This window comes from Halomonas aestuarii, from assembly GCF_001886615.1.
In the GTDB taxonomy this organism is placed as follows: Bacteria; Pseudomonadota; Gammaproteobacteria; order Pseudomonadales; family Halomonadaceae; genus Halomonas; species Halomonas aestuarii.
This window is the reverse complement of record NZ_CP018139.1, coordinates 824,002-841,369: the sequence shown is the minus strand read 5'-3', so window position 1 is coordinate 841,369 and position 17,368 is coordinate 824,002. Positions and strand designations below refer to the sequence as shown.

Below are 17,368 nucleotides of genomic sequence, written 5' to 3'. Positions count from 1 at the left end.
CCCACGCAGTTTCTGGGCCTAGCCCCACGCTGTTTCTGAGTCCGCCCCGCGCCGTGTTTGACGGAGAGGGGCGGACTCTTTCGTGCCTTTTTTCAGCCGCTTTTTGCCAAGTCCCCCTGCTAGTGTGATTCGTAGAGCCCTTTCAATCTTCGTCATTGATACCTACCGAAGCCTAGGGCTCTAAAGGGTGGATGCCGATGGCCAGCAAACTCGATATCACGGATCTGCAGCGCTCTTTGGGCACCTGTCAAGGCGCCTTCTCGCTGGTGGGGTTCTTTCGCCTTTTCGTGAACCTTCTGATGCAGGTGCACGCCATCTACACCACCAAACCGATCACCGACATGCTGGCCAGGGCCATCAGGGAACAATGCAAGACCGCCTTCGGGAAGGTGCCGGACCAGTGAGTAAGTCAGATCATTAACACCAATCGAATTCCGCAGGGAGCATTTACATCCAGGGACCGGGTAACGAGCGGAGGTGTGTCATGTCAGAAGGAACAGTGGTAGTCACAAATCCCATCTCGGTCGACGAAACCCCGGACGTGCAGGGCGCGCCGAAAGACGAGATCATGGTCAGCGATGGTGTGTCGATTCCCGCCGTTTACGCCCTCTATCTCGATACCGACTACGGCGTACCCGCGAATCTCTCCTGCAAGGAGGACATGATTCTCACCCCGCAGGGGGTCACGACCCTCGGCTGGGCAGAGAATGAGGCTGGTGACCCCGTCAGTGGCCTGACGGCACTCGACGGCGATGGGAATCCGCTGAAGGCGCTCGACCCCGATACGGGGCTATACGAAACGGTGACGCTCAACACCGACCCGAGCGATGACAATATCCTCATCGGCACGACGACGTCGGGCAACGTCGCCTTTATCGCGGTGATCGTGGAGAACCCGGACGGTCTATCTTCCGACGTCTATCTCCTGGACTACCTGCCGAAGGAGCATCTCGACGATACGACCCCCGACGACACGCTCACGCTGTCCAACCTCTACGTCAATGTCACCGTGGATCAGAGCGTCTCGTTCGACTTCGCGGGGGCTCCCTCGGGGAACAACGTTTTCATGGCGTTCGGCCAGCCCGGCCCTGAGGGCGTCGCGATCGTGGTGACCGGCCGTACCGTGGGCGAGGATGTCAACAGCAGCCAAGCCCAGAACCAGCCCACGTCGCTGGCCGCCAACAGCAACAACATCAACGCCGGCGAAGGCCTTGCCATCACCTATGTGAACGACATGGACCCGCAGTACCTGGTCCCCGGCCTGACCGGTCCCGAGGCGGCCGACCCGAACAACATCCAGTTCGGCACGCTGCAGACGGCCACGGAAGCCTCGTTGACCATCGTCAAGGTGGGGCCCGGCAGTTCGACCGCGACGGTTGTTCTCACCGCGCAGTACACGGCAGATGGCACTATCGCTGATGGTTCAGGTGGTACGACACAGGAGGAAGGCACCGCCTTTATCCCGGGCATTCTCGACGACAATCCCGTCGACATCATCGATATTCTCGTCAATGGTGAGTCCCATAGCGGTTCGTCCACGTGGTCATTTTCGATTGTGGACGGCGTAGCGACGGTCGAAGGCATCAACACCGGCGACACCATCACCTTCTTTACCCTCGGCGACCACAACCGGGTCCTTGTGGAGAACGGCGGGACGGGCAACGCCAGGTTCAATATCGGCGATTACTCCATCGCCGACATCGATGTCCAGACCGACGCGGATCCCATCACCCTCGTGTTCTACGATGACGGCCCGGCCATCGACCTGACCCTCGGCGTGGGCGTTCTGCAGACCGATGACGGCGACCTGGCGGGCGGCAACGAAGGCGACGGGACCGGTACGGACACCGACACCAAAGGGCTGGGCAGCCTGTTCTCGGTGACCTCCTCGACCGGGGCCGACGACGCCAACGCCACGGACGACATCGTCTACAGCCTGGAGGTGGGCAACAACGCGGCGACCACGCTGGTCGACACGGCCACGAACGAGGCGGTGACGGTGAGCCTGAACGGCAGCGGCGTGATCGAGGGCCGCACCACGGGGACCAACGACCTGGTCTTCACGGTGTCGGTCAATGCCGCGACCGGCGCGGTGACGCTGACCCAGCTGCGGGCCGTCGAACACGCCACCGCCGACACGGTATCGCCCTACAGCGGTGACACCACCGGGCTCGGCGTGGCCGACGCGATCCGGCTCGTCGGCACCATCAGCGATGACGAGACGACGGCCGACACCGCGTCGGACTACATCGACATCTCCGGCAACCTCTCGTTCACCGACGACGGGCCGACCATCGCCCTGACGAACGAGGGCGGCGTGCTGCAGACCGACGACGGTGATCTGGCGGGCGGCAACGAAGGCGACGGCACCGGCACGGATACCGACACCGAAGGGCTGGGCAGCCTGTTCTCGGTCGTCTCCTCGACCGGGGCCGATACCGAGAACGATGGTGACGACATCGTCTACAGCCTGGCGGTGGGCGCCAACGCGGCGACCACGCTGGTCGACACGGCCACGAACGAGGCGGTGACGGTGAGCCTGAACGGCAGCGGCGTGATCGAGGGCCGCACCACGGGGACCAACGACCTGGTCTTCACGGTTTCGGTGAACGCGGCGACCGGCGCGGTGACGCTGACCCAGCTGCGGGCCGTCGAACACGCCACCGCCGACACGGTATCGCCCTACAGCGGTGACACCACCGGGCTCGGCGTGGCCGACGCGATCCGGCTCGTCGGCACCATCAGCGATGACGAGACGACGGCCGACACCGCGTCGGACTACATCGACATCTCCGGCAACCTCTCGTTCACCGACGACGGGCCGACCATCGCCCTGACGAACGAGGGCGGCGTGCTGCAGACCGACGACGGTGATCTTGCCGGCGGCAACGAAGGCGACGGCACCGGCACGGATACCGACACCGAAGGGCTGGGCAGCCTGTTCTCGGTCGTCTCCTCGACCGGGGCCGATACCGAGAACGATGGTGACGACATCGTCTACAGCCTGGCGGTGGGCGCCAACGCGGCGACCACGCTGGTCGACACGGCCACGAACGAGGCGGTGACGGTGAGCCTGAACGGCAGCGGCGTGATCGAGGGCCGCACCACGGGGACCAACGACCTGGTCTTCACGGTTTCGGTGAACGCGGCGACCGGCGCGGTGACGCTGACCCAGCTGCGGGCCGTCGAACACGCCACCGCCGACACGGTATCGCCCTACAGCGGTGACACCACCGGGCTCGGCGTGGCCGACGCGATCCGGCTCGTCGGCACCATCAGCGATGACGAGACGACGGCCGACACCGCGTCGGACTACATCGACATCTCCGGCAACCTCTCGTTCACCGACGACGGGCCGACCATCGCCCTGACGAACGAGGGCGGCGTGCTGCAGACCGACGACGGTGATCTGGCGGGCGGCAACGAAGGCGACGGCACCGGCACGGATACCGACACCGAAGGGCTGGGCAGCCTGTTCTCGGTCGTCTCCTCGACCGGGGCCGATACCGAGAACGATGGTGACGACATCGTCTACAGCCTGGCGGTGGGCGCCAACGCGGCGACCACGCTGGTCGACACGGCCACGAACGAGGCGGTGACGGTGAGCCTGAACGGCAGCGGCGTGATCGAGGGCCGCACCACGGGGACCAACGACCTGGTCTTCACGGTGTCGGTCAATGCGGCGACCGGCGCGGTGACGCTGACCCAGCTGCGGGCCGTCGAACACGCCACCGCCGACACGGTATCGCCCTACAGCGGTGACACCACCGGGCTCGGCGTGGCCGACGCGATCCGGCTCGTCGGCACCATCAGCGATGACGAGACGACGGCCGACACCGCGTCGGACTACATCGACATCTCCGGCAACCTCTCGTTCACCGACGACGGGCCGACCATCGCCCTGACGAACGAGGGCGGCGTGCTGCAGACCGACGACGGTGATCTTGCCGGCGGCAACGAAGGCGACGGCACCGGCACGGATACCGACACCGAAGGGCTGGGCAGCCTGTTCTCGGTCGTCTCCTCGACCGGGGCCGATACCGAGAACGATGGTGACGACATCGTCTACAGCCTGGCGGTGGGCGTCAACGCGGCGACCACGCTGGTCGACACGGCCACGAACGAGGCGGTGACGGTGAGCCTGAACGGCAGCGGCGTGATCGAGGGCCGCACCACGGGGACGAACGACCTGGTCTTCACGGTTTCGGTGAACGCGGCGACCGGCGACGTGACGCTGGAACAGCTGCGCGCCGTCCAGCACGCCACGATCGACACGGCATCGCCCTACAGCGGCGACACCACCGGGCTCGGCGTGGCCGACGCGATCCGGCTCGTGGGCACCATCAGCGACGACGAGACCGCGGCCGACACCGCGACGGACTACATCGACATCTCGGCCAACCTCTCCTTCACCGATGACGGGCCGGCGATCGATCCACTGATCCTGGATACCCCGGTGCTGGCGTTCGTCGATGGGCCGGCGGGATTTTTCAGCGACTCGGGGTTCCTCAGCTATGGCGCCGACGGGGAGGGTGATTTCGTGATCACCGGCTTCACCGTCAGCCCCTTGCTCGACGATGTCATGGGCACGATCTCCGGGAGCATCTCGCCCGATGGCTCGACGCTGACCCTGAGCGCGAGCGATGATGATTTCGGCGACTTCTTCCGGGTCACCCTCGATGGGTCGGCACCGGGCGGCTATACCGCGGAAGTGCTCATCGACGCCCCCATCATCGAGGAGGCGCTGATCGAGGACACGACCACGCCCGGTGGCCCGGTGGAGGAGATCAACCTTCCGGAAGCCCCGGACACCCCGATCGTGACCCTGGACGGGTTCATCTTCACTAGCCAGAATACATCCGACCTGCTGGGGACCTACCTGGCTGGCGACAAGGAAGTCGGCGATCCGGAGGCGGCCTCAGACGACATCAACATCAGCAACAAGGGGGCCGCGCTTAAGGACCAGCAGTTCGATCCCGGCGAGGGACTGGCGCTGAACTTCCACGAGGATGTGGCGGGCGTCAGGTTCATCGTTGATGGGGGGACGGGGTCTCCTGGTGGTTTTCTCACCCTCAAGATGGCGGCCTACGATGGCGGGACTCAAGTAGGGTACTCTGAAGAGACCTTTCTCCTTCCCAAGGGCAATGCTCTCCAGGAGGTCGTGTTTGATGAGGGTGTCGAGTTCGACCAGCTCATCCTCATCCACGAGGTGACGGATTCCCCCACCGGCGGCGGCGAGCCGCTGGACAACGGCTGGCGTCTGCCCGAGATCTATGCCTTCACGTTCGCCGATATCCCGGACATCCAGGGAACGGTTACCGTCGAGGCGACGGACGGCGACTTCGATGAGGTAGCCGACACCTTTGCCTACTTCATCGACGGCGATGGCGATGGTTTGGTGTGATTTGCCTTGATCAGCCTGGTCAAGGACTGATCACTGCATAGCCATCCATAGCCGGGCCGACCCGCCTTGCGCGGGCCGGCCCTTTTTTGTGGCTCTCGAACGAGGGCCCTCCGGACCGATGCCCATGAAGGTGGATCCGCTGACCCCGACGTCCCCATGTTCAACGAGCGCGGCTTCGCCGAAATCGAGTGACCCGAGCTCGCCGGCTGGATCTGCGACATCCTCGACGTCATGGCCGAGGGTTCCGACACCGCCGCCATCGGCGGCGAGTCAGCCGCCCCATACTGCTTTTCTGGTCATCGCCCCGCCCGGTTTCCTAGTACCGCCACGCGCCGTTTATGACGTCGCGAAGCGGATTGTTTTGTGCCTTTTTTCAGGCGTTCCGTGCCATGGGCCCTTGCTAACTTGAGTCACAGAGCCCTGTAACACTTCGTAATGCCAGCCACGGGCTCTAAAGGATGGATGCCGATGGCCAGCAAGCGGGATAGCACGGATTTGCAGCACGCCCTGGGCACCTGTCGAGGCGCCTTCGCGTCGGTCGGGTTCTTCAGTCTCTTCGTGAACCTGCTGATGTTGGTGCCCGCCATCTACATGCTGCAGGTCTACGACCGGGTGCTCTCGACCCGGAGCTCCGAGACGCTGCTGATGCTCACCCTGGTGGTGGTCTTCCTGTTCACCGTCATGGGGCTGCTCGAACTGGTGCGCTCGCGGATACTGGTGCGCATCGGCAATCGTCTCGACCTGCTGCTCAATGAGCGCATCTTCCGGTCGATGTTCCGCCGCAGCCTGCTCAGCGAGGGGACCCCATCGTCCCAGCCGATCGATGATCTCTCCACCCTGCGCCAGTTCCTGGCCGGCAACGGTCTGCTGGCCTTCTTCGATGCCCCCTGGGTGCCGGTCTACCTGGGGGTGCTGTTCCTCTTCCATCCCTGGTTGGGGATCTTCGCCACCACCGCCGCCCTGGTTCTGTTGGCGTTGGCGCTGGTGGGCGAGAAGGTCACCAAGCCCCTGCTGTCCTCAGCCCAGCGCGAACAGATCAAGGCGCGCGAACTGGCAACGTCCAACCTGCGCAACGCCGAGGTGTCGCATGCCATGGGCATGCTGCCGGGCATCATGGGGCGCTGGTCGCGTCGGCGTCATCACTTCCTGGCGGAGCAGTCCCGGGCCAACGATCGTGGCGAGGCACTGGGTAGCGTGTCTCGTACGCTGCGCCTGCTGGCCCAGTCACTGATCCTGGGGCTGGGCGCCTGGCTGGTGCTGCGCGCCGAGATGACGCCGGGCATGTTGATCGCCGGGGCCATCATCATGGGCCGTGCGCTGGCCCCTATCGATCGCCTTATCGGTACCTGGAAGGGCTTCGTATCCGCCCGCGGGGCCTATGGCCGACTCGATGAGCTATTGACGAAGATTCCCGCGGAGGAAAATGGCATGTCCCTGCCGCCGCCGAAGGGAGACGTTCGCGTCGAGGACGTGTCCGCGGCCCCTCCCGGAGGGCAGGTGCCGACCCTGCGAGGCATCCAGCTGGCGGTGCCGGCAGGCCAGCATGTCGGCATCATCGGCCCCAGCGCCGCGGGGAAATCCACCCTGGCCCGGGTCCTGCTGGGCATCTGGCCGCCGCTGACCGGTACCGCACGCCTCGACGGGGCCGATATCAACCTCTGGAATCGCGAGGAGGTTGGCCCCTTCATCGGCTACCTGCCCCAGGACATCGAGCTCTTCGAGGGCACCATCGCCGAGAACATCGCCCGCTTCGGCGAGGTGGACTCAGACAAGGTCGTGGCGGCGGCGCGCAAGGCCGGCGTTCACGAGATGGTGCTGTCGATGCCGGGGGGCTATGACACGCCCATCGGGGCCGGTGGCGTCGGGCTCTCCGGCGGCCAGCGCCAGCGCATCGCCCTGGCCCGGGCGCTCTATGGCGATCCCGTGCTGGTGGTTCTCGACGAGCCCAATGCCAGCCTCGACGATCGCGGCGAACATGCCCTGCGCGCCGCCATGGTGGCCCTCAAGCGCGAGGGCGTGACCCTGTTCGTCATCAGCCACCGGGTCAGCGTGTTGAAGGGCATGGACACCCTGTTGTTGATGCGTGACGGCCAGATCCACATGAGCGGCCCTCGTGACGAGGTGATGGCGCACCTGGCCAGCCAGTCGGCCCCTCGCAAGGTCGCCGGTCAGGCGGCCAGGGGCAGGATGGTCGCGGTGGCGGGGGGACAACACCCCGGCACGGGCAGCGGCGCGACGGGAGGGCAGCGCGATGCAGCAGACGAACAGTGACGATACCTCTCGGGCCCTCTCGCTCCAGGAGGGTGCCCGGACGCCCGAGCCCGCGGTGCTGGAGGGGGAATACCACGTGGTGCCCGACAACCATCGACCCTATCGGCGCTTCGGCATGCTGGTGTTGGTGCTGGCTCTGGGCGGCTTCGGTGGCTGGGCCGCCACCGCCAACCTGGCGGTGGCCGTGGTGGCGCCCGGCCATGTGACCGTGGAAAGCTTCCGACGCTCGGTGCAGCACCTCGAGGGCGGGATCGTTCGCCAGATACTGGTCGCCGACGGTGATCGTGTCGAGGCGGGACAACCGCTGGTGGTGCTAGACGACACCCGGGTGCGCACACGGCTCCAGATGGCGCGTACCCAGTACCTGGACGGGCGAGCCACCGCACTGCGGCTGCTGGCCGAGCAGCGGGGCGATGACGAACTGCGCTTTTCCGAGGAGCTGACCCATAGCGACCTGCCGCGGGTGCAGGAAGTCCTTGCCGTTCAGCAGGCGCTGTTCATGGCGCGGCGGCAATCCCAGCGGGGCACCCTGGAGGCGCTGGACGAGCAGGCCGTGCAGTTGCAGCGCCAGGTCGAGGGACTCGAGGAGATGGTCCAGATCGGGGAGCGGCACGCCGCGTCGCTGCGCACCGAGGTGGCCGACCTGCGCAAGTTGTTCAGCAAGCGGATGGTCGGCAACCAGCGCCTGCGCGAGGTGGAGCGCGACCTCTTGGAGCTCTCCAGCGAGATCGCCAGCCACCGCGCCGAGATCGCCCGGCTGGGGTCCCGGATCAGCGAGAGCCGCGTGCAGCACGAGATCACGGTGCAGGAGTATCAGGGCGAGATCGGCGAGCAGCTGCGCGAGGCCCAGACCCGGGCCACCGAGGCCGAGGAGCAGATCGTCGACCTCATGGACCAGGTGGGGCGCACCACGGTCACGGCGCCGGTGGCGGGCATCGTCGTGGAACGCCGGGTGCACTCGGTGGGGGATGTGGTGCGCGCCGGCGATCCGCTGCTGGATATCGTCCCGGTCAACGACAGCTTCCTGGTCGAGGCCAGGGTGCCGGACCGTGACGTCAACCAGCTCTATGTCGGTCAGCCCGCCGAGATCCGCTTCTCCGCCTTCAACCGGCGCTCGACCCACGTCATTGCGGCGCGGGTGGTCTTCGTCAGCGCCGACAGTCAGGTGGACGAAGCCACGGGCGTGCGTTTCTACCGGGTGCGGCTGGAGGTTACCGACGACGGACGCCAGGACATGACCGACCAGATGCAGCTGCTGTCCGGGATGCCGGCCGAGGCGATGATCCGCACCGGCGAACGGACCTTCGCCAGCTACATCACCAAGCCGATCACCGACATGCTGGCCAGGGCCATCAGGGAAGAATGAGGCACTGTCTCGAGGGGGGGATGCCCCCCCGCGCGACGGTGCCGGACCTCGGAGTGGGTCAGATCAATGATAACAGGCGAATCCCGCAGGGAGCATTCACATCCAGGGATCAGGCAACGAGCAGAGGTGGGTCATGGCAGAACAACATGAAGACATCCTGGATGTAACGAACCCGATCACGGTCGATGAAACGGCGGGAGACCTGCCAGAGGACGATGAGATTGCTGTCTCCGCGAACAGGACAGCGCAGAGTGCGGCACTGTTCGGTTCCGATCCCGTTTTCGACTTCGCTGAGCCCGCGAATCTCTCCCGCAAGGCGGGCCTGAGTCACGGCGAGTCAACATCGTTTTCATCAGTCTTCTCTTTGGAGGAAGCTGGCAATGTCTGAGTCACTTGTGCAAATTCTCGTTCCCGGGGTCGGAATCGATGAAACCGCTGGCCTGCAGCAGGACGACACCGCCACTACGCCTCCGTCCGACTTTTTAGCTCGCTTGGCCGCCCTCGGCGCTACGGCGAGTCCCGACGAAGCCGCCGTCAGTTCCGGCAGCGCGGTGCGGTATTCGCCGACGGGAACCCTCGGCAACGTCGCTCTTACCGGCAGCGACGGGCAACCATTGGACGGCGTGGACAGCGGGTTCGACCGGACCTCCACGGGAAACGATATCCTGCTCTACACCGACACGGATAACGACAACATCGTCCTGGGTCGGGACGAAATGACCGATGAGATCGTGTTCGCGATCTATCTCACGGAACCGGCAGGTGATCCGCTTGAATCCAGCATCTGGGTCGTGGAATACGACGCCATCGAGCACGATGGTGCGGACCAACTCAACGACGGTGACGGCAACGACCACGACGCGTCCTACGACCTCGCGAATCTCGTCTACGTGACCGCCTTCGAGTCGCAGGAATTCAGCTTCGCTGGTGCGCCTCCGGGCAGCAACCTCTTCATGTGGTTCGGCGACCTGGATCAGTCGATCATCGTGACCGGGCGCGATCCGGCCAACCAGTCGGAAGGGGAGAACATCTCCTCCGGCGACACCGTGAACACGAGCGGGAACACCGACACGAGCCTCGGCACGAACGGTCAGCAGGTCAAGGCGGGTGAAGGCCTCTACTTCACCTTCGCGTCCGGGTCGACATCCTCGACCCCTGATGACTACATCGTGCCGAACCTCAGTCAGACCGAGGCGGACGTCGAGGCCAACATCACGCCCTTGGCACTGACAGACGCCCGCGGGGCGTCCGTGACGGTCTCGCAGGTCAATCCAGGCGGGAACACGACGGTCAGCATGCGGATCACCGCCTACACGACCGATCTCGAGACAGGGGTCAATTTCTTGGACGGTCTCGGGGACGCCGACGACGTGCCTGTGCTAATTACGGGTGTCACGATCAACGGTACTTCCGTGTCTTTCACTACAGATGGCGACGGGGTCATCGTCTCCGGTGTGAAAGCCGGCGATGTCGTGGGCTATACGACGGTGGCCGATCACCAGCGAGTCCTCATCGAGAATGCCCAGCCGGAGAGCGGTAAGGGGTCGAACGTGAGCTTCGACCTGGGAGGATTCGCCTTGACCGAAGTCGCCGGGGATACCGACGAGATCGGGTCGAAGATCTCCTTTTACGATGACGGGCCGGGCGACCCGACGGTGGCCCTGAGCGGGGACGACCCGGTCGGGCTGACCTTCGACGGCGGGCTTCAGCCGGACGGCAACTTCACCGGTGCGGAGAGCTCCGACGACACCAACGCCTCGCCGACGATCGCGGTGGTCGACTTCTCCGACGCCTTCACCATCGGCAACCTCAACGACTTCGGGGCCGACGGTGCCGGAGAGTCGGTCGTCTCCTACGCGCTGCAGCTCGCGGTGGCGGAGGGTACCGCGTCGGGCCTGACCTCGGACGGCGATCCGATCAGACTCTACATCAACGATGACGGCACCCTGGTGACCGGCTCTACCGCCGGGGACGAGGCCTCGGTCGCGGCCGGCAACACCGTCTTCACCCTGGCGCTCGACACCACGACGGGCGTGCTGACGCAGACCCAGAGCGCGGTGATCGACCACGGCACGACCGACACCTACGAGGGTGCCTATATCGTTGACGAGCGGGCGCTGGCCAACGGGCTGGTCGAGCTGGTGGCCTCGGCCGAGACCACCGATGGCGATCACGACGTGTCGAACGTGGTTAGCAGCACGCTCGACCTCGGCGGCAACGTGCGCTTCGGTGACGACGGGCCGGCCGATCCGACAGTGGCCCTGAGCGGGGCCGAACCGGTCGGGTTGACCTTCGACGGCGGGCTGACCGACGGCAACTTCACCGGCACCGAGAGCGGCGACGACACCAGCACGAGCACGCCGCTGGTCGCGGTGGTCGACTTCTCCACCGCCTTCACGATCGGCATCCAGGACGACTTCGGCGCCGACGGCGGCGACTCGACGGTCGTCTCCTACGCGCTGCAACTGGCGACCGGTGTGGCGGAGGGTGATCCCTCGGGCCTGACCTCGGGCGGCGATCCGATCAGACTCTACATCAACGATGACGGCACCCTGGTGACCGGCTCGACGGATACGTCGGAGGGCGCAGGTGACGGCTTCACGGTCTTCACCCTGGCGCTGAACGCCACGACGGGCGTGCTGACGCAGACCCAGAGCGCGGTGATCGACCACGGCACGACCGACGAGTACGAGGGTGCCTATATCGTTGACGTGCGGGAGCTGGCCAACGGGCTGGTCGAGCTGGTGGCCTCGGCCGAGACCACCGACAGCGAGGGTGACACCAGCGGCGTCAACTCCGAGGCGCTCGACCTCGGCGGCAACGTGCGCTTCGGCGACGACGGGCCGGCCGATCCGACAGTGGCCCTGAGCGGGGCCGAACCGGTCGGGTTGACCTTCGACGGCGGGCTGACCGACGGCAACTTCACCGGCACCGAGAGCGGCGACGACACCAGCACGAGCACGCCGCTGGTCGCGGTGGTCGACTTCTCCACCGCCTTCACGATCGGCATTCAGGACGACTTCGGCGCCGACGGCGGCGACTCGACGGTCGTCTCCTACGCGCTGCAACTGGCGACCGGTGTGGCGGAGGGTGATCCCTCGGGCCTGACCTCGGGCGGCGATCCGATCAGACTCTACATCAACGATGACGGCACCCTGGTGACCGGCTCGACGGATACGTCGGAGGGCGCAGGTGACGGCTTCACGGTCTTCACCCTGGCGCTGAACGCCACGACGGGCGTGCTGACGCAGACCCAGAGCGCGGTGATCGACCACGGCACGACCGACGAGTACGAGGGTGCCTATATCGTTGACGTGCGGGAGCTGGCCAACGGGCTGGTCGAGCTGGTGGCCTCGGCCGAGACCACCGACAGCGAGGGTGACACCAGCGGCGTCAACTCCGAGGCGCTCGACCTCGGCGGCAACGTGCGCTTCGGCGACGACGGGCCGGCCGATCCGACAGTGGCCCTGAGCGGGGCCGAACCGGTCGGGTTGACCTTCGACGGCGGGCTGACCGACGGCAACTTCACCGGCACCGAGAGCGGCGACGACACCAGCACGAGCACGCCGCTGGTCGCGGTGGTCGACTTCTCCACCGCCTTCACGATCGGCATCCAGGACGACTTCGGCGCCGACGGCGGCGACTCGACGGTCGTCTCCTACGCGCTGCAACTGGCGACCGGTGTGGCGGAGGGTGATCCCTCGGGCCTGACCTCGGGCGGCGATCCGATCAGACTCTACATCAACGATGACGGCACCCTGGTGACCGGCTCGACGGATACGTCGGAGGGCGCAGGTGACGGCTTCACGGTCTTCACCCTGGCGCTGAACGCCACGACGGGCGTGCTGACGCAGACCCAGAGCGCGGTGATCGACCACGGCACGACCGACGAGTACGAGGGTGCCTATATCGTTGACGTGCGGGAGCTGGCCAACGGGCTGGTCGAGCTGGTGGCCTCGGCCGAGACCACCGACAGCGAGGGTGACACCAGCGGCGTCAACTCCGAGGCGCTCGACCTCGGCGGCAACGTGCGCTTCGGCGACGACGGGCCGGCCGATCCGACAGTGGCCCTGAGCGGGGCCGAACCGGTCGGGTTGACCTTCGACGGTGGGCTGACCGACGGCAACTTCACCGGCACCGAGAGCGGCGACGACACCAGCACGAGCACGCCGCTGGTCGCGGTGGTCGACTTCTCCACCGCCTTCACGATCGGCATCCAGGACGACTTCGGCGCCGACGGCGGCGACTCGACGGTCGTCTCCTACGCGCTGCAACTGGCGACCGGTGTGGCGGAGGGTGATCCCTCGGGCCTGACCTCGGGCGGCGATCCGATCAGACTCTACATCAACGATGACGGCACCCTGGTGACCGGCTCGACGGATACGTCGGAGGGCGCAGGTGACGGCTTCACGGTCTTCACCCTGGCGCTGAACGCCACGACGGGCGTGCTGACGCAGACCCAGAGCGCGGTGATCGACCACGGCACGACCGACGAGTACGAGGGTGCCTATATCGTTGACGTGCGGGAGCTGGCCAACGGGCTGGTCGAGCTGGTGGCCTCGGCCGAGACCACCGACAGCGAGGGTGACACCAGCGGCGTCAACTCCGAGGCGCTCGACCTCGGCGGCAACGTGCGCTTCGGCGACGACGGGCCGGCCGATCCGACAGTGGCCCTGAGCGGGGCCGAACCGGTCGGGTTGACCTTCGACGGCGGGCTGACCGACGGCAACTTCACCGGCACCGAGAGCGGCGACGACACCAGCACGAGCACGCCGCTGGTCGCGGTGGTCGACTTCTCCACCGCCTTCACGATCGGCATCCAGGACGACTTCGGCGCCGACGGCGGCGACTCGACGGTCGTCTCCTACGCGCTGCAACTGGCGACCGGTGTGGCGGAGGGTGATCCCTCGGGCCTGACCTCGGGCGGCGATCCGATCAGACTCTACATCAACGATGACGGCACCCTGGTGACCGGCTCGACGGATACGTCGGAGGGCGCAGGTGACGGCTTCACGGTCTTCACCCTGGCGCTGAACGCCACGACGGGCGTGCTGACGCAGACCCAGAGCGCGGTGATCGACCACGGCACGACCGACGAGTACGAGGGTGCCTATATCGTTGACGTGCGGGAGCTGGCCAACGGGCTGGTCGAGCTGGTGGCCTCGGCCGAGACCACCGACAGCGAGGGTGACACCAGCGGCGTCAACTCCGAGGCGCTCGACCTCGGCGGCAACGTGCGCTTCGGCGACGACGGGCCGGCCGATCCGACAGTGGCCCTGAGCGGGGCCGAACCGGTCGGGTTGACCTTCGACGGTGGGCTGACCGACGGCAACTTCACCGGCACCGAGAGCGGCGACGACACCAGCACGAGCACGCCGCTGGTCGCGGTGGTCGACTTCTCCACCGCCTTCACGATCGGCATCCAGGACGACTTCGGCGCCGACGGCGGCGACTCGACGGTCGTCTCCTACGCGCTGCAACTGGCGACCGGTGTGGCGGAGGGTGATCCCTCGGGCCTGACCTCGGGCGGCGATCCGATCAGACTCTACATCAACGATGACGGCACCCTGGTGACCGGCTCGACGGATACGTCGGAGGGCGCAGGTGACGGCTTCACGGTCTTCACCCTGGCGCTGAACGCCACGACGGGCGTGCTGACGCAGACCCAGAGCGCGGTGATCGACCACGGCACGACCGACGAGTACGAGGGTGCCTATATCGTTGACGTGCGGGAGCTGGCCAACGGGCTGGTCGAGCTGGTGGCCTCGGCCGAGACCACCGACAGCGAGGGTGACACCAGCGGCGTCAACTCCGAGGCGCTCGACCTCGGCGGCAACGTGCGCTTCGGCGACGACGGGCCGGCCGATCCGACAGTGGCCCTGAGCGGGGCCGAACCGGTCGGGTTGACCTTCGACGGCGGGCTGACCGACGGCAACTTCACCGGCACCGAGAGCGGCGACGACACCAGCACGAGCACGCCGCTGGTCGCGGTGGTCGACTTCTCCACCGCCTTCACGATCGGCATCCAGGACGACTTCGGCGCCGACGGCGGCGACTCGACGGTCGTCTCCTACGCGCTGCAACTGGCGACCGGTGTGGCGGAGGGTGATCCCTCGGGCCTGACCTCGGGCGGCGATCCGATCAGACTCTACATCAACGATGACGGCACCCTGGTGACCGGCTCGACGGATACGTCGGAGGGCGCAGGTGACGGCTTCACGGTCTTCACCCTGGCGCTGAACGCCACGACGGGCGTGCTGACGCAGACCCAGAGCGCGGTGATCGACCACGGCACGACCGACGAGTACGAGGGTGCCTATATCGTTGACGTGCGGGAGCTGGCCAACGGGCTGGTCGAGCTGGTGGCCTCGGCCGAGACCACCGACAGCGAGGGTGACACCAGCGGCGTCAACTCCGAGGCGCTCGACCTCGGCGGCAACGTGCGCTTCGGCGACGACGGGCCGGCCGATCCGACAGTGGCCCTGAGCGGGGCCGAACCGGTCGGGTTGACCTTCGACGGTGGGCTGACCGACGGCAACTTCACCGGCACCGAGAGCGGCGACGACACCAGCACGAGCACGCCGCTGGTCGCGGTGGTCGACTTCTCCACCGCCTTCACGATCGGCATCCAGGACGACTTCGGCGCCGACGGCGGCGACTCGACGGTCGTCTCCTACGCGCTGCAACTGGCGACCGGTGTGGCGGAGGGTGATCCCTCGGGCCTGACCTCGGGCGGCGATCCGATCAGACTCTACATCAACGATGACGGCACCCTGGTGACCGGCTCGACGGATACGTCGGAGGGCGCAGGTGACGGCTTCACGGTCTTCACCCTGGCGCTGAACGCCACGACGGGCGTGCTGACGCAGACCCAGAGCGCGGTGATCGACCACGGCACGACCGACGAGTACGAGGGTGCCTATATCGTTGACGTGCGGGAGCTGGCCAACGGGCTGGTCGAGCTGGTGGCCTCGGCCGAGACCACCGACAGCGAGGGTGACACCAGCGGCGTCAACTCCGAGGCGCTCGACCTCGGCGGCAACGTGCGCTTCGGCGATGACGGGCCGGCGGTGACCGTGAATGACGCGTCGGGGACCTACCAGGCGGGAGCAGATGGCACGTGGTCCGACCTGCCTGGGGCGGATGGCTTCGACTCGCTGAACGTGACGTTCGACAGCTTCGAGATCGACGCCAACGGGACGCAAACGACCTCCACCACCAACAGCACGTTCGCCAGGACGGGCAACCTCTCGTGGGCGGGATCGGTCACGGGCGACTTCACGGACGACGGAGTCATCAATGAGCAGACGGTCGACTTCAGCCTCACCTTCGATCCCGTCGCCGATACCTACAGCATCGTCATCGACGATTTGCCTACCTCGACCTCGACCTTCGATACCTCGCAGGGCACCCTGAAGGCCGGTGGGCCGGATGAAGTGAGGACCCTCTTGTTCGGTGGCGAGCCGCCGACCGATGCTGGCAATGACGACATCGTGTTCTTCGGCGCGGTGCCGACAGCGGTCCGGTCGGATCCGGCGGAGCCCGTAGACATCGACAGCATCCTCGACCTCGTCGTCCGCGGCGAGCTCGATCTGACGGAGGAGGAGATCGAGGCGTTGCTGCCGCTGCCCGACCTGGTCAACCCGGGGACGCAGATGAACGTGTCGACGGCAGGCATCGGCATCAACAACAACAACCTCGATGGCGCCGATGAGGGGGACGGCACCGGGGCGTTCGCTGGCACGACGATCACCTCGGGGGACGAGAGCTTCGTCGTCAACCCGGAGACGCTCGTCGACAGCGTGACGGTCTATATCTCGAGCACGGTGCAGGGCTACGATACGGCGACGGAGGACCTCTACTACACCGTCTACTATGCAGACGGTAGCGTCTCTGGGCCTATATTGGTCGAGGAGTTGGACCTTACCCATTACGCCAACAACGACACGTCGGTGCCGAAGGAGGCAAAGGGCGGCAGCTCGTTCACCATTGAAAGCGGTGAGAACCAGGTCAACCAGATCGATGCGGTCCAGTTCACCATGGGGCTTGGAACCGTGAAGATCCCGATCATCTCCTTCGACGTCGAGACGGAGTTCGAACCGGAACCTCTCGCGATGGACTTCACCGCCACGCTCGAGGACGGCGACAACGATACCGCGACGGACGACTTCACCGTGAACTTGCTCTAAGCCAGTAGGCGGGCCTGCCATTTGGTGGGCCCGTCTCATTGACCAGACTGGATCGCTTGATGGACATCCATAGCCGGGTCGACCCGCCTTGCGCGGGCCGGCCCCTTTTGTTGGCCGTGGAACGCGCGTCGCGGGGGC

The 17,368-nt window shown here is 66.2% G+C and carries 6 protein-coding genes; all 6 read left to right on the top strand.

The genetic code is table 11. The annotated features are described in order from the left end of the window. The first annotated feature begins 197 nt into the window (after positions 1 to 197). Positions 198 to 404 carry a hypothetical protein gene (locus BOX17_RS03740; protein ID WP_071942119.1) on the top strand — a complete coding sequence of 69 codons (207 nt, stop codon included), beginning with the start codon at positions 198 to 200 and terminating at the stop codon, positions 402 to 404. An 80-nt stretch (positions 405 to 484) separates the two neighbouring features. After that, positions 485 to 5,404 carry a DUF5801 repeats-in-toxin domain-containing protein gene (locus BOX17_RS03735; protein WP_125925518.1) on the top strand — a complete coding sequence of 1,640 codons (4,920 nt, stop codon included), beginning with the start codon at positions 485 to 487 and terminating at the stop codon, positions 5,402 to 5,404. A gap of 468 nt (positions 5,405 to 5,872) precedes the next feature. Further along, positions 5,873 to 7,675, top strand: a complete 1,803-nt coding sequence (locus tag BOX17_RS03730) for a type I secretion system permease/ATPase (RefSeq protein ID WP_071942117.1) — start codon at positions 5,873 to 5,875, stop codon at positions 7,673 to 7,675. Further along, entirely contained in the window at positions 7,656 to 9,041 is a 1,386-nt protein-coding gene (locus BOX17_RS03725) for an HlyD family type I secretion periplasmic adaptor subunit (protein ID WP_083582061.1), read from the top strand. The genes BOX17_RS03730 and BOX17_RS03725 overlap by 20 nt, the downstream gene beginning before the upstream one ends. A gap of 133 nt (positions 9,042 to 9,174) precedes the next feature. Next, positions 9,175 to 9,429, top strand: coding sequence for a hypothetical protein (locus tag BOX17_RS03720; RefSeq protein ID WP_071942116.1), 255 nt, complete (start codon positions 9,175 to 9,177; stop codon positions 9,427 to 9,429). Then, on the top strand, positions 9,422 to 17,230 hold the full coding sequence (locus tag BOX17_RS03715) for a DUF5801 repeats-in-toxin domain-containing protein (RefSeq protein ID WP_125925516.1): 7,809 nt from the start codon (positions 9,422 to 9,424) through the stop codon (positions 17,228 to 17,230). Before BOX17_RS03720 ends, BOX17_RS03715 begins: the two co-directional genes overlap by 8 nt. The last annotated feature ends 138 nt before the right edge of the window (positions 17,231 to 17,368 follow it).